The following is a 21,641-nucleotide window of genomic DNA, read 5'->3' as shown; positions in this document are numbered from 1 at the left end:
CCTGCGCGGTCTCCGTGCCGCCTGGCTCGATCTGATGATCGTCGAGCGATACGTCAGGTTCTACTTCGTCGGCGTGATTGCGGCAACGGGTCGCCGTGCTTCCGCTTGGCGGTGTCGGCCGGGTGGCGCGCGATCACAGGGCCGTCGCCCTCAGCGCAGCTCCTGGATGCGGAGCAAATTGCCCGCGGGGTCGCGGACGGCGCAGTCGCGTACGCCGTAGGGCTGCTCGGTCGGCTCCTGGACGATCTCGGCGTCCTTGGACCGGAGCCGCGCGAAGGTGCCGTCCAGGTCTGCGGTGGCCAGGAGGATGCCGGCGTAGGTCCCCTTGGCCATCATCTCGGCGATGGTGCGACGCTCGGCGTCGGTGATGCCGGGCTCGGCGGCCGGGGGCTGCAGGACGATGGAGGTGCCGGGCTGGCCTACCGGGCCGACGGTGATCCAGCGCATCCCGTCGTGCCCGATGTCGTGGCGGACCTCGAAGCCGAGGGAGTCGCGGTAGAAGGCCAGGGAGGCGTCCGGATCGCTGTGCGGGAGGAAGCTCGCGTGCAGGGTGACGTCCATGGACTTCACGCTAGGCACGGCTCGGGGGCCGGTGCTTCTCGATTCCTGACCGGTCTGGGCCTCCACACTCACTCGGGAAACGCCTCGGGGGCGGCACCACATGGTGCCGCCCCCGATCGCCGCGCCCGTCGTCAGGACTGGGGGCGGCTGCCGTGGTTCGCGCCGTTCTTGCGGCGGGCCTTCTTCTTGCGGCGTCGCTTCGAGGACATGGATACCTCCGTGGTTCCGGTGTTGCTTCCCGGGCACGAGCCCAGGCGATCATGCGCCCCCTACCCAGGACGACGCCTGGTAATGACGTGTCCTACGTCACGACATGCACCACCTGTGGCGGCCTGGTCAGACGAGGATCGTGTCGACGGTGGGGACGACGGTGCCGAACAGGTCGGTGATGGTGGTCAGGGCAGCGCTCTGGAGCGCGGCGGCGGGCAGAACGGTGCTGTCCGGGGTGGCGAGGGCGCGGGTGGCGGTGGCTTCGGCGACGACGGTGGGGCGGTAGCCGAGGTTGAAGGCGCCCTGGGCGGTGTAGTTGACGCACATGTGGGTCATGAAGCCGGCGAGGACCAGGTCCTTGCCACAGCCCGGGGCGAGGCCCAGGCCGGTCAGCGTCCTCTCCAGCTCGGTGGCGTGGAAGGAGTTGGGGAACTGCTTGACCACGAGCGCCTCGCCGTCCACCGGGGCCACCTCGTCGCTGATGGCCCCGATGTGGGCGCGGATGTCGTAGGGGGTGCCTTCGCCACCGTCGTTGAGGATGTGGACGACGGGTGTGCCCGCCGCACGGGCGCGCTCCAGGAGGCGGGCGCCTGCCGCGAGCGCCTCCTCGGCGCCGTCCAGGGCCATGACGCCGGTGCGGTAGGTGTTCTGGAAGTCGATCATGATCAGGGCGGATTCACTCAGCCGGGGCGGCTGGTTGTCCAGGCCGATCACGTCGCGCAGGGTCGTGGACGGGTGGGTGGAGGGCTGAGGGGCGGGCTGGTTCGTGTACGTGCTCATGGGGTGAGGCGCCTTTCGTGTTGCGCGGTGGATTACGGCATGAGGCATGGCGAAGCCGCAGGGCTCGCCTGCGTGCCTCAGGGGTGTCCGGGGCCCCGGGGGAGTGGGGAGGGTCAGGTGGTCTGGACGCGGAAGCGGCGGCGGTAGGCCGCCGGGGTGGTGGCGAGCTGCCGGTTGAACGCCCGGTGCAGCGTCTCCACCGAGCCGAGCCCGGCGGCGGTCGCGACCTGGTCGAGCGGGCTGTCGGTGGTCTCCAGCAGGCGGCGCGCCACCTCTACGCGGGCGGCTTCCACGTAGTCGGCGGGGCTGGTGCCCGTCTCCTGTTTGAAGACGCGGGCGAAGTGCCGCTCGCTCAGGCACATCCGGGCCGCCAGTGCCGCCGCCGACAGGTCCTCGTCGAGGTGTTCGGCGATCCACAGACGCAGCTCGTCGATGTCGCGGCGGGCGGACGCGGGGCGGCTGAGCGGTACGGAGAACTGGCTCTGTCCGCCCTGGCGTTTGAGGTACATGACCAGCTGTCGGGCCACCGAGAGGGCCACGTCCTCGCCCTGGTCCTCGGCCACGAGCGCCAGGGCGAGATCCAGGCAGGCACTGATCCCGGCCCCGGTCCACAACCGGCCTCGGTCGGTGCGTACGAAGATGGGGTCCGGGTCGACCATGACGGCGGGGTGCTCGGCCGCGAGCTGGGCGGCGGTCGACCAGTGGGTGGTCGCCGTCTTTCCGTCGAGGAGTCCGGCCGCGGCCAGCACGTGCGCGCCCACACAGACCGATGCCACCCGGCGGGCCTGCGGGGCGGTCGCCCTCACCCACTCCACGACGTCCGTGTCGATGCGGGCCAGCGGTCCCTCATCGGTGATGTCGACCGCGCCGGGCACCAGGAGGGTGTCCACCTGCCCGCGGACCTCGTCGAAACCGAGGTCGGCCACCAGCCGCACCCCTGCCGACGTACGGACCTCACCGGCGACCGGCCCGGCGAGGCGGACCTGGTAGCCGGCGCGGCCGGCGGTCTCCCGGTTGGCCAGCGAGAAGACCTCGGCCGGGCCGGTGACGTCGAGGAGATCGACATCGGGGAAGACCGCGATGACGACACGGTGCTCAGTGGGCATGACCCCATCCTCACCGCCCCCACCGATGGCCGCAATGACGGTTCTCTGTCACATCCGGACATGCGCGGGGACGGCTCGGAGAGCGGCTGCGCCGGGGAACACGTGCCGGGGAACATTCGTCCAATACGGCCACTGTCGGCATCGGCATAGTCGGGGGCACGCATACCGAACCGAGGGGAAGCAACGATGACCACGAACGACGACACCACGACGAATGACACCGCAGCGAAGGACACCCCGGCGAACGACACCGAGGACGTACGCGGCCTGGTCGCACAGCTCGTCTTCGGAAGCCTGGCCGCGCAGACCGTCCGCGCGGCCGTCCGGCTGCGGGTGATGGAGCTGATCGGCGACAAGGAACGCTCGGCGGCCGAGGTCGCCGCCGACGCAGGAGCGCTTGCGCAGCCCATGACCAGGCTGCTGCGTGCCCTGGCGAGCCTCGGCCTGCTGCGCGAACACACGGCGGGCTCCTTCTCGGTGACTCCCGCGGGCGCCACCCTGATCCCCGGGCGGTCCGACTCCATCACGTCACTTGTACGGATGTTCACCGAGCCGACGATGCTGCGCGCCTGGGAGCACCTGGACGACAGTGTCCGGACCGGTGACGTCGCGTTCGACGCGGTCTTCGGGAAGGACTTCTTCAGCCACCTCAAGGAATTCCCCGACCTGTCCGCGGAGTTCAACGCGGCGATGAGCCAGGCCGTCAGGGCAACCGCCGCCGTCCTGCCGCGCGCCTTCGACTTCGGCCGCTTCACCTCCGTGACCGACGTCGGTGGCGGTGACGGCACCTTGCTGAGCGCGGTGCTCCGCGAGCACCCGGCCCTGACGGGCGTCATCTACGACACCGAGGAGGGCCTGGCCCAGGCACCGGCGACGCTGGAGGGCCAAGGGCTCACGGCGCGCTGCTCGTTGGTGGCCGGCGACTTCTTCCGCTCGGTTCCCGAAGGCGCCGACGTCTACCTGATGAAGAGCATCCTGCACGACTGGTCGGACGAACAGGCGGTCGCGATCCTGAGCCACTGTCGCGAGGTGCTGCCGCCCGCAGGCCGCGTACTCATAGTGGAGCCGGTGCTGCCCGAGGTCGTCGACACCGAAACCGCCGGCACGCACCTCACGTACCTCACCGACCTCAACATGATGGTGAACGTAGGCGGCAGGGAACGAACCCGGCCCGACTTCGAGGACCTCTGCCGCAGGGCAGGCCTGTCCCTCACCGCGGTGACCCCGCTGCCGCAGGCGGATCCGTTCTGCCTCATCGAGGCGACAGCGGCATGAGGCTGCGACACCCGGCTGCGACATAAGGCTGCGGCATCACGACCTGATCACATCCTGCACGTTTCAACCGCATGTGACTTAACGTGTTCCGCCTGGCTCAACCTTGGGGGGACATATGCGCGTTCGCGCTACTACGGCCGCGGCCGTGATGCTTCTGGCTGCTCTGACCGCCTGCGGCGGCAGCGATGGTGACGGTGGCGGTGACAAGGCCGACGCCAAGTCTGCGGGCGGTTCGAAGGGGTCGGCGTCGGAGCAGGTCGACTGCGCCGACCAGGACATCAGTCAGGCCGACTGGACGAAGCACTGCTCCGACGAAGGCGCCGACGCGGACGCGGACGGAGCTGAGGCGCGGGCGAAGGGCCTGAAGTTCGGCGAGTCCTACACGTGGCCCGACGGCCTGAAGGTGTCCGTCACCGAGGCGAAGGTGTTCACGGACTACGACTCCGAGTTGATGGAGTCGGCCGAGCCGGGCAACACCGACTTCCGCGTGAAACTGAAGGTGACGAACTCCGGCAAGTCCGCCGTCGCCCTCGATGACTTGTCCCTCATCATCGAGGGCGCCACGAAGGGCGGCGAGGCCGCACAGACCGCGTTCGAGAAGGGTGCCGAGCCGCTCGAAGGCCGCCTGGCTCCCGGGGTGTCCGCGACGAAGACCAACGACAACGTCCTGGAGACGAAGTACGGCAAGAAGATCGTCGTCATCGTGCAGCGCAGCAGCGAAGACTTCGACCTGGACTTCCCGGAGTACGCGGGATCCATCACGGGGTGACGTGGGGCGGCGGTAGCCGTGGCTGCCGGGCAACGTAGGTTGACCGCATGGTGGAGGGGACGGACCCCGCGGCGCGAACCATGCCGCGGGAGCAGCAGACACGGGGGCGGCATGCCGCTCGGCGGAAGAAGAAACAAGGCGGGCTCGTTCGCTCGTCGTTGCTGATGGCTGTCGGCACGGTGGTGTCGCGGGCGACGGGTCTCATCCGGCAGGTGCTGCAAGCAGCGGCGCTGGGCACGGGCTTGCTGGCCAGCACGTACAACACGGCGAACACCGTGCCGACGAGCCTCTACACGCTGTTGATCGGCGGCGCGCTCAACGCCGTCCTGGTGCCGCAGCTGGTGCGCGCCAGGACGACGCAGCCCGATGGCGGGCGCGCCTACGAGCAGCGGCTCGTCACCCTGGTGGTGTGCGTGCTCGGCGTCGGTACGGCGTTGGCGGTGTGGGCGGCTCCACAGATCGTGGGCCTGTACATGCGCGACACCCCCGACAGCCACGAGGCGTTCGAACTGACGGTGACGTTCGCCAGGTTCCTGCTTCCGCAGATCTTCTTCTACGGCCTGTTCGGCATCTACGGACAAGTCCTCAACGCCCGCGAGAAGTTCGGCGCGATGATGTGGACACCGGTGCTGAACAACGTCGTTCTGGTCGGCATGTTCGCCGCCTACCTGACACTGATGACGGTCCCCGACCAGGTGGAGGACATCACCACCGCCCAGGTGCGGCTGCTCGGCCTCGGCACGACCGCGGGCATCGCCCTACAGGCCCTGGCGCTCGTCCCGTTCGCGCGGGCGGCGGGTTTCCGGTTCCGGCCGCGCTTCGACTGGCGCGGGACCGGCTTGGGCCGGAGTGCCCACGCGGCGAAGTGGACGCTGCTGTTCGTCCTGGCCAACCAGGTCGCTCTGACAGTGGTCACGAATTACGCCAACGCCGCCGACCAGGAGCTGCCCCGGGCCGGCGCGGGCTACTCCGCCTACACCTACGCGCAGACCATCTGGCTGCTGCCACAGTCGATCGTGACCGTATCCCTGGTGACGGCTCTGCTGCCGCGCATGAGCCGGGCCGCCGCGGAGGGGCGCGTCCAGGATCTGGGCGCGGATCTGTCCCGGGCCCTGCGGCTCAGCGGCGTGGTCATCGTGCCCGCCGCCTTCCTCTTCCTAGCATTTGGGCCGCGGATCGCGTCGCTGCTCTTCGCCCACGGAGCGGCGGATGCGGCGTCGGCCCGCCCTCTGGGGTACATGCTCCAGGCCTTCGCGCTCGGCCTCATCCCGTTCTCCGCCCAGTACCTCTTGCTGCGCGGCTTCTACGCGTTGGAGGACACGCGTACGCCCTTCTTCATGGCGTCCTGGATCGCGGGGGTGAACATCGCCCTGGCCACGGCCTGTCACCTGCTGCTGCCCGCCCGCTGGGCGGTCGTCGGCATGGCCGGGGCCTACACGCTGTCCTACCTGGCCGGTCTCGCACTCACCGCGTACCTGCTGCGCAGGAGGCTCGGCGGCCGCATCGACGACGGCAGCCTGCGGCGCACCTACGGAAAGCTGCTCTGCGCCGCCGGGCCCGCCTCGGGCCTTGGCTGGGCCGCGGCACACGCGTGCGCCGGGCTGGGGAGCGGAACATGGCCGACTGCCGCCGCGCTCTGCGCGGGAGTGTTCACGACGGTCCTGGGATACCTCTTCCTCGCCCGGCTGATGAAGGTCAGCGAGCTCCGGCAGCTGCCCGGAATGCGCTGAGTTCGGCAAGGGGTGAAGTAAAGGGGTGAAGTAGGGGACGAAGCAAGGGAGTAAGCAAGGGACGGCAGAGGGTCGGGCTGTGGGCAGCCGCATACACCTCCCTCGGCAGGGCACACGGCAGGCACGCCTCGACACAGGAGCCTTTCGTGATAATTGTCGGCATAGTCGCTGTCTGTATCGTTCTGGCCGTCCTCGCCTTCTTCGTCCCCCGTCTTTCCCGGCACCCCGAACGCGGAACCCAGCGCACCCTGGGAGCCGGCTCACGCGCCGGAAGCAAGGCTCCCGGCATCCTGGGGCGGCTCTTCAGCAAGCCGTTCCGCAGCAGTTCCAAGGCTGTGGGCCGCAGCGGCTCGGCCGGTCGGCGCACCCGAGGCCGCCTGCCCTTCTGACGCCTTGTCCCTCTGGCGCTCCCTCAGGGATGGTCCTCGTCCGTGGACGCCAGCCGTTCCTGTAGCCGCGCGTGCCGGAACTGGTAGACCGCCCCCGCCTGCCGCAGCACACCCCGCTCATGCGCCTCCGCGAGGAACGCCATCAGACCCCAGGGCAGCCGGCCGGTCGAGCAGAGCCACAGGCGGGCCGTGAGGAGACGCCCCCACGCGGACAGAGCGACGGTGACCAGGCCCGTGGGGATGACGACGACGGTCGCGGCAGCCGCGCCCAGGGGCAGCACGGCCACAAACACGTTGCAGAGCCAGGCCACCAGCGTGATCAGGAAGCCGCGGACCAACCCCGTGTCCCGGTCCGTTCGCAGGCTGGCCAGGGGACTCGGCGTGCGGGTCGTGTCGAGGGGCGCGCCGAGCCAGCGGTGCAGCCCTGCCGCGAACCCCGCCACGACGCCGATACCGAGACCGCCCGCGAGCCCGAACGACAAGGCGGAGCCCATGAGTTGGCCGGGGCTCTGCCGGGTGAGCCACCGCCACTCCGCCTCCTCCATCCCGTCCTCCACGCCGTCGGCCGAGGCGTCACGGCCGTCGGGCAGACGAACCCGCACGGCACCCGTTTCCGGGGAGCCCGCGGTCACGTCCATGACCGCCTTGACGTTCGCCCGCTCCTCGCCGCCTTCGCACGGATCGACGTCCGGGCCCGTACTCCGCGGGACGAAGGCCGGGCCCTGTCCGTAGCAGTCCGGGACGACGGCTCCCTCCAGAGGGCGCGCTCCGCGGATGTACGTCTCGCCGTCCGGACGCAGCCCGTAGCGCGTGCCGTCGTCCGCCACGACGTAGCGACCGCCGTCGGCCGAGGTGTGGACGGTCGCCCGGAACGGGAAGTCGTCGCGCATCGCCGCCCTCCCCGCGGCCGTGCCGCCCGCCACGAGCGCGAAGACCAGGCCGAGCGCGGCTCCCGCCGGAAGCCCCACGCCGAAACCGCGGACGACGGCCCTGCCGAGTCTGCCCGCCCGGCGCGGACCGTATCGCCGACGGGGCGGTCCGCCGGACTCGACCGCCGTCGCCCCCTCACCCCGTACGGCGAAAGCGCCCAGGGCGGCGGCGATCGCGGCGACGATCAGGAGCGTCGTCCCCGAGGGCGGGTACACGACCGTGTCGGTGACGACCACGGCGGGGATCGCCACGAAGATCCCCGCCACCGCCTTCCACACCCACCGCCGGTAACGCCAGGTCCGCAGTAGGGGGAACGGCATCGTCGCGGGCGTGGGAGCGGCTGTGACGCCGATGACGCCGAGCCCCGCCGCCACCGCCACCCCGTACAGCGCGCCGACGGTCAGCCAGCCGAGGAGTTCCTGCATGCCGGCGAACGGGACGTCGAAGAAGGGGTCCCTGGTGAGCGGGCGGGCCGCTCCTATGGTCGCCGCCAGCGGGATCACGCAGGCGAGTGACAACAGGAGGGTGCGTGGCAGGCTCGCGCCCTCGCGCGCGAGCGCCGCGTATCCCGCGCACAGACCGGCAAGGACCGCGGCCCCCGCCACCGGCCACACGGCGCCGTGCCCAGAGAGCCACACGGTGACGCAGATGATTTCTGCGACCGCCCCGAGCAGCAGCAGCGGGCCGAGCAGGCGCAGCGGTCCCGGCAGCGCCGTGTGCAGTTCCCACCAGGCCAGGTCGCGGGTGCCGCGCCGCTCCAAGTGCCGGGCCAGGAACCGGAGTCGGCGCATCGCGTCGTCGCCGTCCCAGCGCTCCGACGTACGGAACGACGCGGGGACGAAGGCGTCCAGCAAGTGCTGTTCCATGGCGGCCGGTTCGGCGAGTTCGCGACGGCGCAGGAGTTCGGCGGGGTCGGCGCCGGTGTCGCCGTACACGGCGCGCGCCATCGCCACCATCAGGGGCAGCTCCAGAACCTCGCGCAGACAGCGGGACGCCGCCTCATCGGGGTGGCGCCTCACGTGTTCGAGCACCGGGTCCCAGGCCGTGGCGCGTGCGCCCGCGGGCCCGCGCACGGGGCGGGCGGTGCGGGTCAGATATCCGGCGGCCACTTCGAAGCCCAGCGGCTGGAGTTCGACCACGGCGGCCGAGGTGAGGACGTCTCCGGCCTCGACGACGTCGGAGTACACGCCGCTGCGGCAGGTGAGGAAGAGCGGGTCTCCGGCGTCGAGTTCGGTGTTGAGCCGCCAGACCGCGCGCGTACGCAGCTGTCCGCCCAGTTCGTCGAGTCCGTCCACTACGGGGAGGATGCGCCCGGAGGCAACAAGTTCCGCTGCCAGGGCTACTCCTGATGGGCCATCGGCTGCCAGGGCCGGGTGGCCGGCGACGATACAGTCCGCAAGCCACTGGCGCAGGTCCTGCTGGTCGGGCTGCCAGCTCGACGCCTGGAACAGGAAGGGCACCGGGTCGCCCGCGTCCCGGCGCTCCAGGAGGTCGAGGGTGAATCGCACCGCGAGCACCGTCTTGCCGCTGCCGGGCGGGCCGAGCACGGCCAGGCGACGTGACGGCACGTAGTCGAAGACCTGCGTGATCTCGGACAGGAGGCCGGACAGGTCGGGGCGTTCGGCGTCCCTGGCCGGCCAGCCGATGGCCTCGTCGAGATCGGAAAGCCAGGGCTGCGCGGACGCCCAGCGCACGGCGAGCGGCTCGGGGTCCTGGAGCCTGCGTAATCGCCACTCGGCCTGCCACTGGGCGCGCACCGCGTCGGCGAGGGCGTCGGCGGCACGGTCCAACTGCTCGGCGGGCGACGGCGATACGGCCGCGGGCCGCAGCGTCGCGTGCAGGAGCCCGGCCAGCGACACCAGGAACCCGAGGACCGAAACGAGCGGCCCCACACCCTCAAGGCTCCGGTCCCGTACCGTCACCGCCACCAGCGCGCCGGTCCCCAGCGCCGCCCCCACCCATATCCCACGCCGCCAGTACCTCATCAGTCGCGCCCCCGTCCGCCGCGCCCTGGCTGCTGCCGCACATTGTCCCAGCCGGGGTACGACCGGCAAGGCGGAACGGGAGACGCCGGGTCCCGGCATCGACCTCGACCTCGACGTCAGCGGCGTCGGCCTCGGGGCTCACAAGGCCGTGAGGAGGTCGTCGAGCGGGGCCGGTGTCGGTTCGGGGCCGAGGGCCTCGGCGAGGAGGCGGCCGTAGCGGATCTTGCGGCCCTTCTTCGTACCGAGGAAGCGCCTCAACTGCTGCTGCCGGGGCCGATCGTGCTGTGCGGGCTGGTGCAGGAAGGTCTGCCAGGCCCGCAGGTCGCCCGCGTCCCTGACGATCTCCTCGACCCTTGCCGTGCCCAGCGCGCGGATGAGTTCGTCCTCCAGGTCGGACACGCACACGAAGAAGTCCCGGCGCGGCGCCCCTGCCCGCTCCAGACCGCGGTCGTAGAAGCGCTGCTCCCCCACGTCGCACAGTCCCGCAAGACGCAGGTCGAGGCCGGGCGGCCCGAGGAGCTCGGTGTAGCGGCCGATGCTCATCGCCCCGCCCATCGACACGACGCACACTCCCTCGGCGGCCAGGTCCCGGCCACGCCGCGCGGCCAGCGCCTCGACGGCAGCGCGGTCACTCGGCCCTTCCAGCAGCACCGCCGTCCGCACCCTCACCCGGACAGCCAGCTCACGGGCCGGCTCGCCGGGCCCACCGGCCGCCCAGTTGTCGACCGCGTCCCGGAACGCCCCCATGTCCGCCATGCGGCGAGTCTGCACCTTCGCCGACGTCACGGCACGCGATATTCATGCCCGGCGTAGTGCCTCCTGGTAGGCGGCGGTCGCGATCCGGACGAACGAGCGGATCAGCGGATTCGTGTCGCCTTCGTTCCATGCCACCACCACGCGGCTGGGAGGCATGTCGATCAGCGGCACCACGGTGAGCCCGTCGCCGCCCCTGCCGCCGGGCTCATGGTCCTGGAGCGTCATGCCGACGGTGCCGTTCCAGAGAACGGCTTGCCGGCATTCCACGACGGCGCGCACCACCGGGCCTTGGCGAGGTTCTCCGCCGTTCCAGTACGACTGCCACAGCGGGTCGGTGCCCTCCGGGAAGACGAACCATCGGCGGTCGGCCAGGTCGGCCAACTTCAGGCTGTCGTGGCGGGCCAGCGGATCGTCGGCGCGCAGCAGCGCGCCCACCGGGTCGGCGCGCAGTTCGCGCACGGTCAGGCCGGTCTCGTCGAACGGCCCCCGGGTCAGGGCGACATCGACGAGTCCGGCGTGCAGCCCGCAGGTCGGGTCGGTCAGGTCGGTCTCACGGATGCGCACTTCGACCTGCGGGTGCCGTCGTCGGTAGGCCGCGGCCAGGCGTCTCGCGCCCGGGTCGGCGCTGTCCCCCAGGATGCCGACGGTGATGGTCGCGGCGCCGGCCGCGGCGGCTACCCGTACGCGCAACGAGTCGGCCTGGTCGAGCAGGGCGCGGGCCTCTTCGAGCAAGACGGCCCCCACGGCGGTGAGCGTGACGCCGGAGGAGGAGCGCTCGAACAGCGCGGCGCCGGCCTCGGTCTCCAACTGCTTGATCGCCCGGCTCAGGGGCGGCTGGCTCATGTGCAGCCGGACGGCGGCCCGGCCGAAGTGGAGTTCCTCGGCGACCGCCACGAAATAGCGCAGGGTGCGTAGCTCCATGCTGCGACGATACCCGTGGGGTATCGGCATGACAGAACAGGTCTTGGACGGTCGCGGTGCCCTGGCAGTGGAATCGAGGCATGAGCGCCGAACCAAGAAACAACGAGCCGATCGGCGCCCCGCCGTCCGTATCGGTGGTCGACCCGGAAGACGGCGGGACGATCGTCCTCGGCACCACACGACTGCGCGTCCTCGAGGACGGCAGCAACACCGGCCACCGCATCGGGCTCGCCGAATCGGTCCTCGCGCCCCACACGCCAGGACCGCGGGGACGCTCGTGATGGTCCCGCCCGGGGCGCCGCACACCTTCGCCAACACGACCGGCCAACCGGCCGTCATGGTCAGCACGTTCACACCTGACCTGTACGTGCAGTACTTCCGGGACCTGCGAGCCATGATCGCCGACGGCCAGGCACTCACCCCCGAGGCGACCGCCCAAGTGATGAGCCGTTACGCCACCGTGCCCGCCACCGACTTCGCCTGAAGTCCCGGGCCCAGACCCAGACCGTGGACGGAATCATGAACATCGCCTACTGGATCGTCGCAGGCCTGCTCTCCCTCTTCTACCTCTACGGAGGCGGGGTGAAGGTGGTCCGGAGCCGTGAGCGGCTGCGGCCGATGATGGCCTGGGTGGACAGCACACCGATGCCGGCCGTCAGGGCCATCGGGCTGATCGAAGTGCTCGGCGCGACCGGGCTGATCCTGCCACCGCTGACAGGCATCGCACCCTGGCTCGCGCCGGCCGCGGCCGCCGGGTTCGTGGTCCTGCAGATCGGCGCGGTCAGGGTTCACCTGCGCCGCGGCGACCGCCGGATCGCCCTCAACATCACGCTCCTGCTCACTGCGTCCGTGACCGTCTGGCTGGCAACGGCGTGGCTTTGAGATCGTCGCAGGAGGCGGCGTCCTGGACCGGCCGTGGCGTCAGTCCTGCCAGGTCCAGTCCCGTACCTCGGGCAGGTCGATGCCGTTCTCGCGCACGTACGCGTGGTGGCGCAGCCGTGTGTCCACCATGCGCTGGCGTACCTCCACCGCGCGGATGCCGAGGCCCGGTACCCGGTCGATGACGTCCATCACCAGGCGGTAGCGGTCCAGGTCGTTGGCTACCACCATGTCGAAGGGCGTGGTGGTCGTGCCGCGCTCCTTGTAGCCGCGGACATGCATGTGCGGGTGGACCGCGCGACGGTAGGCGAGCCGGTGCACCAGCCACGGGTAGCCGTGGAATCCGAAGATCACCGGCTTGTCGCGGGTGAACAGCGCGTCGAACTCCGCGTCCGGCATGCCGTGCGGATGCTCGCCCTCCGGCATGAGCCGCGCGATGTCCACCACGTTGACCACCCGCACGGCCAGCTGCGGCAGGTGGCTGCGCAGCAGGCTCGCGGCCGCGAGCACCTCCAGGGTGGGCACATCCCCGGCGCAGGCCAGCACGACGTCCGGCTCCTGATCGGGGGCCTCCGTGCCGGCCCAGGTCCACACACCGGCACCCCGCGCGCAGTGGGCCCGTGCCTCGTCCAGGTTCAGCCAGTCGAAGCCGGGCTGCTTGCCGGCCACGATCACATTCACGTAGTCGCGTGAGGCGAGGCAGTGCTCGGCGGTGGACAGCAGGGTGTTGGTGTCCGGCGGCAGGTAGACCCGTACCGCCTCCGGGCTCTTGTTGAGGACGTGTCCGATGAAGCCGGGGTCCTGGTGCGAGAAGCCGTTGTGGTCCTGGCGCCACACATGCGAGGTCAGCAGGTAGTTCAGCGAGGCGATCGGCGCCCGCCAGGGCAACTCGCGGGTGGTGCGCAGCCACTTGATGTGCTGGTTGACCATCGAGTCGACGATGTGCACGAACGCCTCGTAGCAGGAGAACAGACCGTGACGGCCCGTCAGGAGGTAGCCCTCCAGCCATCCTTGGCAGGTGTGCTCGGAGAGGATCTCCATCACCCGCCCGTGCCGGGTGAGGTGTTCGTCCACGTCGTAGATGTCTTCCTGCCAGGCCTTTCCGGACGCCCCGTAGACCTCGTCGAGCCGGTTGGACGCGGTCTCGTCCGGGCCGACGAGCCGGAAGTCGCGCCGCTCGGCGGTGTCGGCCATCACCTGCCGCAGGTAGCCGCCGAGCACCCGCGTCGGCTCGTTCAGGGTGGCGCCCGGCTTGTCCACGTCGACCGCGAACTCGTCGAGCGGCTTCAGCGGCAGCGAGCGCAGGAGCAGCCCGCCGTTGGCGTGCGGGTTGGCGCCGAGGCGCAGCGTGCCCTTCGGGGCGATGTCGAGGAGCCCGGGTGCCGGGTGCCCGTCGGCGTCGAACAGTTCCTCGGGCCGGTAGGAGCGCAGCCATTCCTCCAGCTGGCGGCGATGCTCGGCGCTCTCCCTGACGTTGGCCAGCGGCACCTGGTGCGCGCGCCACGTGCCCTCCACGGGCTTGCCGTCCACCGTCTTGGGGCCGGTCCAGCCCTTGGGGGTACGGAGCACGATCATGGGCCAGCGGGGCGCGGGGGCGTCCTTGGCGCGCTCGGCGTCCCCGGCGGTCCTGGCCTCGCGCTGGATCGCCGTGATGCTGTCGAGGCAGCGGTCGAGGGCGGCGGCGAAGTCCCGGTGGACCGTCATGGGGTCGTCGCCGGTGACGTGCACGGGCTCGTATCCGTATCCGCGCATGAGGTCGTCGAGCTGGTCCTCGGGCAGCCTGGCCGGGATCGTCGGGTTGGCGATCTTGTAGCCGTTCAGGTGCAGGACGGGGAGCACCGCGCCGTCGTGCACCGGGTCCAGGAAGGTGTTGGAGTGCCAGGAGGCGGCCAGCGGTCCGGTCTCGGACTCTCCGTCGCCGATGACGCACACCGACAGCAGGTCGGGGTTGTCGAACGCGGCGCCGTAGGCGTGCGAGAGGGAGTAGCCGAGTTCGCCGCCCTCGTGGATGGATCCAGGCGTCTCGGGGGCGACATGGCTCGGCACTCCGCCGGGGAACGAGAACTGGCGGAAGAGCCGGGTCATCCCCTCCTCGTCGCGCGTGACGTCGGGGTAGGTCTCGGTGTACGTGCCGTCCAGCCAGGAGTTGGCCAGTACGGCGGGTCCGCCGTGCCCGGGGCCCCAGATGCAGACGGTGTCCAGCTGCCGCGCCTTGATGACCCGGTTGAGGTGCGCGTGCACGAGATTCAGTCCGGGCGAGGTGCCGAAGTGGCCGAGGAGGCGTGGCTTGATGTCCTCGACTGCGAGGGGGCGCCTCAGGAGGGCGTTGTCCATCAGGTAGATCTGCCCCACCGAGAGGTAATTGGCTGCCCTCCAGTACCGTTCCAGCGCCCGCAGTTCGGCATCAGTGGGTGGTGCGGTGGGTGCGGCCGGGTTCACCGCGGGGTCGCCCATGGCTGTTCCTTCCGATAGATGACCGGCCTCGCTCAACGTAGCGGCGCGCCGCATCACACGCCTCCCGGAGTCGGCCGGACGCATGTTCCGCGCCCCCGGGTTCCCACTGGGAGAGATCTACACAGCTATCGTGCTCGGGCGAAGGGCCGTACCGGAGAACGAGCCCGGCGGGGTACAGGCAAGGAGCGAAGTGGTGGGGGCACCGGAAGCGCAGGACACCGCCAAGAGGCTGCGGGCGATCAGCGACGAGCTGTCGGACCGGTTCTACGAGCGGGCCGACGTGGTGCGGACGCTGGTGGTGACGCTCCTGTCCGGACAGCACTCGTTGGTGCTCGGCCCGCCCGGAACGGCGAAGTCGGAGATGGCCCGGGAGCTCACGGGCCGGGTCGACGGCGCGTCGTACTGGGAGATCCTCCTGTCGAAGTTCACCGCGCCGACGAGGATGTTCGGTCCCGTCGATGTCGCCGCGCTGGCCCGAGGCGAGTACCGCCAGGTCTACGAGGGCCGTGCCACGACCGCGCACGTGGCGTTCATCGACGAGATCTTCAAGTGCTCCACGGCGGCCCTGAACGAGACGCTGGGCTTCCTCAACGAACGGATCTACCACCCCGAGAGCGGTGGCGAGCCGATCCGCTGCCCGCTGATCGGGGCCATCACGGCGAGCAACGAACTGCCCGCGGGGGAGGACTCGGCCGCGATCTACGACCGGCTCCTCGTGCGGATCGAGGTCGGCTATCTGGCGGACCCCTCGAACTTCGCCGCGCTCGTCCGCTCCGCCGTCGGCCGCCCGGAGGCACCGACGCGGACCACGGTCGAACTGGCCGCGTTGCAGCACTGCGTGGCCGAAGCCGTCCCGGCCGTGGATGTCCCCGACGCGATCGTGGACGCGGTGTGCACGCTGCGGGCCGCCCTGCGCCGCAAGGAACTCGTCGCGTCCGACCGCCGCTGGCGGCAGGCGGTACGGCTGCTCCAGGCTTCCGCGTACCTCGACGACCGCCCGGCGGTCGCCGCGACCGACCTGTCGGTCCTGACCCATGTGCTGTGGGACTCCCCCGCCGAGCGGCCGACCGTCGAGCGCGAGGTGCTGCAACTGGTCAACCCCGACGCCAAGGAGGCGCTCGACCTGGCCGACGCCATCGAGGAGATAGAGGCCCAGCTCGACGCCATGGCCGGGCAGTCCCGCGAGGCGCTGAGCGACTGGGTCATCAAGAAGGCCCACAACAAGCTCGCCATGGCGGGCAAGCGTCTGGAGACGCTGCGCGCGGAGGCGGCGGGCGCGGGCCGCTCCACCGCCGCCATCGACCGCGTCACCGGCCGCCAGCGCGCCGTCCGCGCCCGCGTTCTCACCGAGGCGCTCGGCGTGGACGCGAGCATGGTGCAGGCCCAGTTCTGACACCGGGGACCGGGCGCATGGACGAGAGCGCGAGCAGGCTCGACGAGCTGGCCAGCCGGGCCGGGATGTGGCTCGGCCTGTCGGCGGTCGCCGCTCCCGAGCGGCACACGACGGCCGTGATCGCGGACCGGTTCGAACAGATCGCGTGGCGCGACACCTACGAGCAGTCGGCCGGGCTCCGCGAACTCGCCGAGGAACTGAACGAGCGGCACGAGTACGCCACCGACCTCCTGACCGACGTGTTCCTGGCCGCGTACAAGGCCGCCCCGCGGCTGCGCGAGCGCGCGCGGATGGCCCCGTCCCGACTGCTCAACCACCAGGTCATCGCCTCCCTGATGGAGTCACCGGAGTTCGCCGAGCTGCACCGGGAGACGGCCGGTGACCCCTACGCCGCCGCCATGGCCGTACTCGCCCAGGCACCGGACCTGCGCCGACTCCTTGAGCGCTCCCGCGAAGCCCAGGAACGCGCCGAGCAGACGAAGAAGACCCAGCAGGACGCGGACGACGCGGCGGCCGCCGTGGGAGAGGCGCTCCAGGAGGCCGCCGACCGGGCCGACGAGGACGGCACCGTGCAGGCCCCCGCAGCCGAGGCCGTCCGACTGGCGATCGAGGCCGCCGAGGCCGCCGGCACGGCTGCGCGGCAGGCCTCCCAGTACGCCGAGCAGGCCATCGCGGCGGCGGCTCCCGGTATCCGTGCCGCCACGCGGAACGCGGCGGCGAAGGCTGCCGACGCCGTGCGGCAGGAGGCCTCGCTGATGCGGGCCTGGGGCGTCGGCTCCGGCGAACTGGAGCGGATGCCGTTCGAGCAGCGCGCCCGCCTCGCCGAACGGCTGCGCACCAGCCGTCTCGCCCGGTGGGCCGAGCTGATCGGCCGCTTCCGGCAGATGGCCGACGGTGAGCGCGCCCGCAAGGTGGAGAACACCACCGGGGAACTGGTCGGCGTCACGCTCGGCGACGACCTCTCCCGCGTCATCCCCTCCGAGCTGGCCAACCTGGGCCTGCCCGAGCTGCGTGCGGTGTTCGCCGCGCGTTACGCCGCCGGGGAACTGATGCTCTACGACAGCCAAGGGGAGCAGTCCACCGGCAAGGGCGCCGTCATCGCGTGCGTGGACACCTCGCACTCCATGTACGTGGAGGGGCCGGGCGGGGTCACCCGGGAGGCGTGGGCCAAGGCGTGCGCCCTGGCGCTCTTCGATCAGGCCCGCCGTGCCGAGCGTGACTTCGTCGGCATCCTGTTCGCCGCCGCCGACAAGCTCCAGGTCTTCCGCTTCCCGGCCGACGAGTCCGCCGACATCGCCAGGGTCGTCGACTTCGCGGAGACGTTCCTCGGCGGCGGCACCAGCTACCAGCGGCCACTGTCGGCGGCCGTCGAACTCCTGGAGGAGGAGTTCGACGACGCCGCCCGCTCGCGCGGCGACATCGTGATGCTCACCGACGACGAATGCGGTGTCACCGAGGAATGGACGCGCGGCTGGAACGACGCCAAGCACCGGCTGGGGTTCCGCGTCTTCGGCGTGGCCATCGGCGCCCCGCCCGCCGCCGAAGCCGGCTCGGTCCTCGACGCCCTGTGCGACAACCTCCGGTCCGTCGAGGATCTCACCGACGTCCACGCGGCCGCCGACCTCTTCCGCGTGATCTGAGTGATCTGAGTACTTCCGCTGGTCCGGCGCACACAGCGATGGATCGTTTCTCGAATCACCGACCGGCCAGCGAAGCTCAGGCCGATTTCCACTATGCTTCCTCGCACAACCGCCCGCGCCGAGATGCGATCCGGTGCCGCGTGCTCTACCGGCGCCCCTCGCACCGTGCCCCATCAACCGAGACGAGTCCGCCGGGGTCGACGCGGTCTCACGGAGCTTTCACCCATCGCATGCACGGTCCTCCGGGCTCCGCGACCTGAGTGTCCTTGTCAGCCGACCGGGCCACGGGGTGTGGACCGTGCCCCGGTGGCAAGATGTACAAGTGAGACAACGCCGATCGGAGTGTCATCGATATGGGTCTGAGTCCCGAACCCGATCGCAGGTCCCGGGATGCGGCTCATGCGGGTTCCGAGTTCATCGAACTGCTCGAAGTCATGTGGGAACAGGGACGTGAGGCCGTTCCCACCGGGCCCGTGTCTCCGTCCCAGCTGCGCGTGCTGTACGCACTGGACCGCGACGAGGGCATCAACCTGCGCATGCTCTCCGAGGCCCTGGGGTCGGCTCCCCCCTCGGTGAGCCGCCTGTGCGACCGGCTGCAGGCCACGGGGTTGATCGAACGCACGCCCAGTCCGGTCAGCCGGCGGGAGTTGGAGCTTCGGCTGACCAGCCATGGCCGGGCCTACCTCGCCGACCTGAGAAAGCGGCGCGAGAGCATACTGATGGCCACGATCGACGCCATGCCGCCCAAGGCGCGCCGTGCCCTGCTCGAAGGACTCAGGGGCTTCCGCGAAGTGGCGACCGCCTCCGAGCAGGACAACGACGGAGCCAGAACCTGGCGCTCGGTCGGTTAGACCCGCCACTGAGCGCTCAGGCCGGGTCGTCCTCCGCCTCCGATGCCTCCGACGCCTCCGTCCTCGGCTCTGCTCCTCTTCCTCCCTCGGCTACCGCCCGAACCAGTCGAGACAGACCACCAGAGCGTCATCGTCCAGGGGCAACGAACCTCGGTACTCCGCGAGATCACGCAGCACCGCCTGCGGCACCTGCGAAGCGGGCAGCAGGCGGTGCGCCGACAGGGACCGGGCAAGGGCCCGTTCTCCGTACCGCTCCCCCGCCTTCGAGACACTGTCGTAGACCCCGTCGCTGCCCACCAAGATGCGGTCACCCGGTTCCAGTCGCAGGCGCTCCGCGACGTAGACCGTCTCCTCGAACATCCCCAGGGGGAGCTGCGCGTCGAAGTCGACGGACTCGACCGTCCGCCCTCGGTACCTCCACATGCGGGGCGATCCGGCGTCGACGACCTCCACATCGCCGGTGGCGAGATCGAAGCGCAGAAGCAGGACGGACGCGTGCAGCTCGCCCCGGTACTGCGCGTACACGGCCTGGTCGGCGAGGCTCGCCTGGCCGGGCAGGTCGAGCCCCGCGCGGCGGGCGTTGCGCAGCGCGTTCACCACGAGGTTGGTGAGCAGGGCCGCTTCCATGCCCTGGCCCATGCCGTTGGTCACGGTGAGCGTGAGGTGGCGCGGCGAGACCGACCAGTCGAAGTTGTCGCCGAAGATCGCGTACGCGGGCTCCAGATGGGCGCCCAGCTGGAACTCCGGACGCGACACGGACCGACCGGGCAGCAGCTGCCACTGCATCTCGGCGGCGAGAGTGAGACGGACGGCCCTGCGCGCGAGAAGGTACAGATCGGTGTCGCGTTCGGCGACCAGGATCTCGTGGCCGAGCGCCTCACAGATGCGCTGCATCTCCGGCAGATGATCCTTTTCATAGCGCGCTTCGGGAAACGTGACGGTGAGTACGCCCATCCGGTCTCCCCGGACGGTCACCGGCAGATGAATGGTCGCCGCACCCTCCGCCCGTGATTCGACGCGAGCCTCCTGTGCGCCGAAGACTCTGCCCTGCGGACTGTCATGGATGAGTACCGACTCGGTGGTGAACGGCACGTCCTCCACCATCTGGAGGGTCGTCAAGCCGTAGTCGGCGAGGCGCAGTTCCACCCTCTCGACCCCGTACTGCTCCCGCAACGCCCCCGTCACGACATCGAGCAGCAAATGGGGCGCCGCGCTGCGCAGCGCCCGCTCGACGGCAGCGAATCTGTCCACGTGATCCTGCTTCTCATTAAGCCACGCCGAATTGAGGACCCGGCCGACAGCATCCCCGGTCCGTCGGCCTTCGGCGTATGGGGACATGCACTCAGTCCAACACGGCGCGCCCGAGGAGTCACTCCGGTAGCTGGGGCTGTCAGGTTCGGGTGAATGCCTGGCTGACGCCGGGCAACCTCGCACATCGTACGATGCATAGAGACAACTATTTCCCCGCAGCAAGAAAAATTGGGTCAACGCACATGCCTCCGCGTGAGCCGGGGCAGGGGCGGTACGAGGAAGCTTCGTAGACCAGGGGAGGTAGGGACATGACACTGATCTCTGAACAGGCTGCCGAGACTGTACGAACTGACGAGACGCCAGCCTTGGGCGAGGCGGCTACTCTGGGCGAGGCGGCCGCCGTTGAGGGTGCGCTGCCGTGGATCGAGGACACGGACAAGGTCGCTCCGAAGGATGCCCGGGCCCTGTCGAAGCTGTTCTTCGACCGGCTTCAGACCTTGGAAGAGGGCACGCACGAGTACCAGTACGCACGCAACACCCTTATCGAGATGAACCTGACACTTGTTCAGTTCACCGCCCGCCGGTTCCGCAATCGCGGCAACGGCGACATGGAAGAGATCATCCAGGTCGGAACCATCGGCCTCATCAAGGCGATCGACCGCTTCGACCTCAGCCGCGAGGTCGAGTTCGCCACCTTCGCCGTGCCTTACATCCTCGGCGAGATCAAGCGGTTCTTCCGGGACACCACCTGGGCGGTGCATGTGCCGCGCCGGCTCCAGGAGTTGCGCGTGGAGCTCGCCAAGGCCAAGGAGCAGCTCTCGGCCCATCTTGACCATGACCCGACGGTCAAGGAACTCGCCGATTACCTGTCCATCACCGAAGAAGAGGTCATCGACGGGCTCGTCGCCTCGAACGGTTACACGGCCGGTTCCCTGGAGGCGCCCACCGACGGTGGTGAGAGCGCGGCCGCACCGACGCGCACCTTGGCCGATGTGATGGGCGAACCGGACCCCGCCATGGAAACGGTGGAGAATCTGCACGCGCTGGCACCGCTCCTCGACGAACTCGACGACCGGGAGCGCCGCATCCTCGAACTGCGCTTCGGCCAGGAGATGACCCAGTCTCAGATCGGCTCCGAACTCGGCGTCTCCCAGATGCACATCTCCCGCCTCCTCACCAGCACTCTCACCAAGCTCCGCGAGGGAATGCTGGCCTGACTGCCGGAGTGACCCTCGCCTCACGCCCCCGCAGATTGATCTGTTCCGCCACGGGCACACGGGCGACGCGATGGTCGCACCGCAACCCCCGAGAGAGGATGCTCATGCTGCTGGCACACCCCGTGGTCCTGAAAGACCTGGTGGAACGCTACAAGGCTCTGGCCGTGCTGCGGGCCGACCAGGGAAGCGCCGCAAGCCGCCAGGAGTACGAAGACGTCGCCTACAGCCTGTGCTTGGCCACCGGCACCAGCGACATCGACGCCGCTCTGGTGGCCGCGAGTCATCACCTGCCCGGCGCGCGTCCCGCCGACGACTCCCTCCTGTCGGGCGAAGCCCCCGGGTGACGCAGCGTCCACCGGCCCGCCGCGCGGGCGGCGGCACTCGCCTGCCCTGACGCCATGGCACCCGGCCTCGCCCGAGGGGCCGTGGGGGGGGGGGGGGCCCCCCCCGGCCGGCGCCGAGGGGCGCGGGCCGCGCCGCCGGCCGCCGGGCGGGACCCCCGCCCCCCCCCCGGCCCGGGCCCGCCCGCCCCACCCGCCCCCCC

The 21,641-nt window shown here is 70.5% G+C and carries 19 protein-coding genes and 1 pseudogene; 11 read left to right on the top strand and 9 right to left on the bottom strand.

Annotation, left to right across the window (positions count from 1 at the left end):
- Nucleotides 1–150: 150 nt before the first annotated feature.
- The 4 genes from ACWGI2_RS08005 to ACWGI2_RS07990 all read right to left on the bottom strand — a co-directional run bounded on the left by ACWGI2_RS08005 (nucleotide 151) and on the right by ACWGI2_RS07990 (nucleotide 2,657).
- Entirely contained in the window at nucleotides 151–561 is a 411-nt protein-coding gene (locus ACWGI2_RS08005; RefSeq protein WP_453694507.1) for a VOC family protein, read from the bottom strand.
- A 131-nt stretch (nucleotides 562–692) separates the two neighbouring features.
- Nucleotides 693–770, bottom strand: coding sequence for a 50S ribosomal protein bL37 (locus ACWGI2_RS08000; RefSeq protein ID WP_370443954.1), 78 nt, complete (start codon nucleotides 768–770; stop codon nucleotides 693–695).
- 127 nt (nucleotides 771–897) lie between these two features.
- Nucleotides 898–1,551 (bottom strand): isochorismatase family protein, encoded by a 654-nt coding sequence (locus ACWGI2_RS07995; RefSeq protein ID WP_453694506.1) that lies wholly within the window; start codon nucleotides 1,549–1,551, stop codon nucleotides 898–900.
- A 113-nt stretch (nucleotides 1,552–1,664) separates the two neighbouring features.
- Nucleotides 1,665–2,657, bottom strand: a complete 993-nt coding sequence (locus ACWGI2_RS07990; RefSeq protein WP_453694505.1) for a GlxA family transcriptional regulator — start codon at nucleotides 2,655–2,657, stop codon at nucleotides 1,665–1,667.
- 186 nt (nucleotides 2,658–2,843) lie between these two features.
- Here ACWGI2_RS07990 and ACWGI2_RS07985 point away from each other — a divergent pair, with 186 nt between their 5' ends.
- The 4 genes from ACWGI2_RS07985 to ACWGI2_RS07970 all read left to right on the top strand — a co-directional run bounded on the left by ACWGI2_RS07985 (nucleotide 2,844) and on the right by ACWGI2_RS07970 (nucleotide 6,820).
- Complete coding sequence (locus ACWGI2_RS07985) at nucleotides 2,844–3,932, top strand: methyltransferase (protein ID WP_453694504.1); 1,089 nt, start codon at nucleotides 2,844–2,846, stop codon at nucleotides 3,930–3,932.
- Nucleotides 3,933–4,077: 145 nt separating this feature from the next.
- Complete coding sequence (locus ACWGI2_RS07980; protein ID WP_453694503.1) at nucleotides 4,078–4,701, top strand: hypothetical protein; 624 nt, start codon at nucleotides 4,078–4,080, stop codon at nucleotides 4,699–4,701.
- A 47-nt stretch (nucleotides 4,702–4,748) separates the two neighbouring features.
- Complete coding sequence (gene murJ / locus ACWGI2_RS07975; RefSeq protein WP_453694502.1) at nucleotides 4,749–6,431, top strand: murein biosynthesis integral membrane protein MurJ; 1,683 nt, start codon at nucleotides 4,749–4,751, stop codon at nucleotides 6,429–6,431.
- 146 nt (nucleotides 6,432–6,577) lie between these two features.
- The gene (locus ACWGI2_RS07970; RefSeq protein ID WP_453398951.1) at nucleotides 6,578–6,820 is read left to right on the top strand and encodes a DUF6411 family protein; all 243 of its coding nucleotides are present in this window, start codon (nucleotides 6,578–6,580) and stop codon (nucleotides 6,818–6,820) included.
- 23 nt (nucleotides 6,821–6,843) lie between these two features.
- Here ACWGI2_RS07970 and ACWGI2_RS07965 read toward each other — a convergent pair whose 3' ends face one another.
- The 3 genes from ACWGI2_RS07965 to ACWGI2_RS07955 all read right to left on the bottom strand — a co-directional run bounded on the left by ACWGI2_RS07965 (nucleotide 6,844) and on the right by ACWGI2_RS07955 (nucleotide 11,412).
- On the bottom strand, nucleotides 6,844–9,735 hold the full coding sequence (locus ACWGI2_RS07965) for an NACHT domain-containing protein (RefSeq protein ID WP_453694501.1): 2,892 nt from the start codon (nucleotides 9,733–9,735) through the stop codon (nucleotides 6,844–6,846).
- Nucleotides 9,736–9,873: 138 nt separating this feature from the next.
- Entirely contained in the window at nucleotides 9,874–10,491 is a 618-nt protein-coding gene (locus ACWGI2_RS07960) for a TOPRIM nucleotidyl transferase/hydrolase domain-containing protein (protein ID WP_453398953.1), read from the bottom strand.
- A 42-nt stretch (nucleotides 10,492–10,533) separates the two neighbouring features.
- Nucleotides 10,534–11,412, bottom strand: coding sequence for a LysR family transcriptional regulator (locus tag ACWGI2_RS07955; protein ID WP_453694500.1), 879 nt, complete (start codon nucleotides 11,410–11,412; stop codon nucleotides 10,534–10,536).
- Nucleotides 11,413–11,492: 80 nt separating this feature from the next.
- Here ACWGI2_RS07955 and ACWGI2_RS07950 point away from each other — a divergent pair.
- Both ACWGI2_RS07950 and ACWGI2_RS07945 read left to right on the top strand, forming a co-directional pair.
- A pseudogene (locus tag ACWGI2_RS07950) lies at nucleotides 11,493–11,896 on the top strand (cupin domain-containing protein).
- Nucleotides 11,897–11,931: 35 nt separating this feature from the next.
- Entirely contained in the window at nucleotides 11,932–12,294 is a 363-nt protein-coding gene (locus ACWGI2_RS07945; RefSeq protein ID WP_453398956.1) for a DoxX family protein, read from the top strand.
- Nucleotides 12,295–12,333: 39 nt separating this feature from the next.
- On the opposite strand, the gene ACWGI2_RS07940 is transcribed toward ACWGI2_RS07945, so the two are convergent.
- The gene (locus ACWGI2_RS07940; protein WP_453694499.1) at nucleotides 12,334–14,745 is read right to left on the bottom strand and encodes a phosphoketolase family protein; all 2,412 of its coding nucleotides are present in this window, start codon (nucleotides 14,743–14,745) and stop codon (nucleotides 12,334–12,336) included.
- 193 nt (nucleotides 14,746–14,938) lie between these two features.
- Between ACWGI2_RS07940 and ACWGI2_RS07935 the strand changes: the two genes are divergently transcribed.
- From ACWGI2_RS07935 to ACWGI2_RS07925, 3 genes are all read left to right on the top strand, one after another.
- Complete coding sequence (locus ACWGI2_RS07935) at nucleotides 14,939–16,138, top strand: AAA family ATPase (RefSeq protein WP_453694498.1); 1,200 nt, start codon at nucleotides 14,939–14,941, stop codon at nucleotides 16,136–16,138.
- A 17-nt stretch (nucleotides 16,139–16,155) separates the two neighbouring features.
- Nucleotides 16,156–17,778, top strand: coding sequence for a VWA domain-containing protein (locus tag ACWGI2_RS07930; RefSeq protein WP_453694497.1), 1,623 nt, complete (start codon nucleotides 16,156–16,158; stop codon nucleotides 17,776–17,778).
- Nucleotides 17,779–18,131: 353 nt separating this feature from the next.
- Nucleotides 18,132–18,629, top strand: coding sequence for a MarR family winged helix-turn-helix transcriptional regulator (locus tag ACWGI2_RS07925; RefSeq protein WP_453398960.1), 498 nt, complete (start codon nucleotides 18,132–18,134; stop codon nucleotides 18,627–18,629).
- 90 nt (nucleotides 18,630–18,719) lie between these two features.
- Here ACWGI2_RS07925 and ACWGI2_RS07920 read toward each other — a convergent pair whose 3' ends face one another.
- A complete protein-coding gene (locus ACWGI2_RS07920) occupies nucleotides 18,720–19,880 on the bottom strand; it encodes a PP2C family protein-serine/threonine phosphatase (RefSeq protein WP_453398961.1) in 1,161 nt (386 codons plus the stop codon).
- A gap of 308 nt (nucleotides 19,881–20,188) precedes the next feature.
- On the opposite strand from ACWGI2_RS07920, the gene ACWGI2_RS07915 reads away from it, so the two are divergent.
- Both ACWGI2_RS07915 and ACWGI2_RS07910 read left to right on the top strand, forming a co-directional pair.
- A complete protein-coding gene (locus tag ACWGI2_RS07915) occupies nucleotides 20,189–21,097 on the top strand; it encodes an RNA polymerase sigma factor SigF (RefSeq protein ID WP_453694496.1) in 909 nt (302 codons plus the stop codon).
- A gap of 104 nt (nucleotides 21,098–21,201) precedes the next feature.
- The gene (locus ACWGI2_RS07910) at nucleotides 21,202–21,441 is read left to right on the top strand and encodes a DUF5133 domain-containing protein (RefSeq protein WP_453398963.1); all 240 of its coding nucleotides are present in this window, start codon (nucleotides 21,202–21,204) and stop codon (nucleotides 21,439–21,441) included.
- Nucleotides 21,442–21,641: the final 200 nt, after the last annotated feature.

It is taken from the genome of Streptomyces sp. NPDC054866, from assembly GCF_053610745.1.
This window is presented reverse-complemented; position numbering and strand designations above follow the sequence as displayed.

Bases quoted from the DNA above. Each gene is read 5' to 3' on its own strand.
- murJ (WP_453694502.1), top strand. From the start codon at position 4,749: ATGGTGGAGGGGACGGACCCCGCGGCGCGAACCATGCCGCGGGAGCAG.
- ACWGI2_RS07995 (WP_453694506.1), bottom strand. From the start codon at position 1,551: ATGAGCACGTACACGAACCAGCCCGCCCCTCAGCCCTCCACCCACCCG.
- ACWGI2_RS07925 (WP_453398960.1), top strand. From the start codon at position 18,132: ATGGGTCTGAGTCCCGAACCCGATCGCAGGTCCCGGGATGCGGCTCAT.
- ACWGI2_RS07965 (WP_453694501.1), bottom strand. From the start codon at position 9,735: ATGAGGTACTGGCGGCGTGGGATATGGGTGGGGGCGGCGCTGGGGACC.
- ACWGI2_RS07915 (WP_453694496.1), top strand. From the start codon at position 20,189: ATGACACTGATCTCTGAACAGGCTGCCGAGACTGTACGAACTGACGAG.
- ACWGI2_RS07960 (WP_453398953.1), bottom strand. From the start codon at position 10,491: ATGGCGGACATGGGGGCGTTCCGGGACGCGGTCGACAACTGGGCGGCC.
- ACWGI2_RS07940 (WP_453694499.1), bottom strand. From the start codon at position 14,745: ATGGGCGACCCCGCGGTGAACCCGGCCGCACCCACCGCACCACCCACT.
- ACWGI2_RS08000 (WP_370443954.1), bottom strand. From the start codon at position 770: ATGTCCTCGAAGCGACGCCGCAAGAAGAAGGCCCGCCGCAAGAACGGC.
- ACWGI2_RS07910 (WP_453398963.1), top strand. From the start codon at position 21,202: ATGCTGCTGGCACACCCCGTGGTCCTGAAAGACCTGGTGGAACGCTAC.
- ACWGI2_RS07990 (WP_453694505.1), bottom strand. From the start codon at position 2,657: ATGCCCACTGAGCACCGTGTCGTCATCGCGGTCTTCCCCGATGTCGAT.
- ACWGI2_RS07945 (WP_453398956.1), top strand. From the start codon at position 11,932: ATGAACATCGCCTACTGGATCGTCGCAGGCCTGCTCTCCCTCTTCTAC.
- ACWGI2_RS08005 (WP_453694507.1), bottom strand. From the start codon at position 561: ATGGACGTCACCCTGCACGCGAGCTTCCTCCCGCACAGCGATCCGGAC.
- ACWGI2_RS07930 (WP_453694497.1), top strand. From the start codon at position 16,156: ATGGACGAGAGCGCGAGCAGGCTCGACGAGCTGGCCAGCCGGGCCGGG.
- ACWGI2_RS07955 (WP_453694500.1), bottom strand. From the start codon at position 11,412: ATGGAGCTACGCACCCTGCGCTATTTCGTGGCGGTCGCCGAGGAACTC.
- ACWGI2_RS07985 (WP_453694504.1), top strand. From the start codon at position 2,844: ATGACCACGAACGACGACACCACGACGAATGACACCGCAGCGAAGGAC.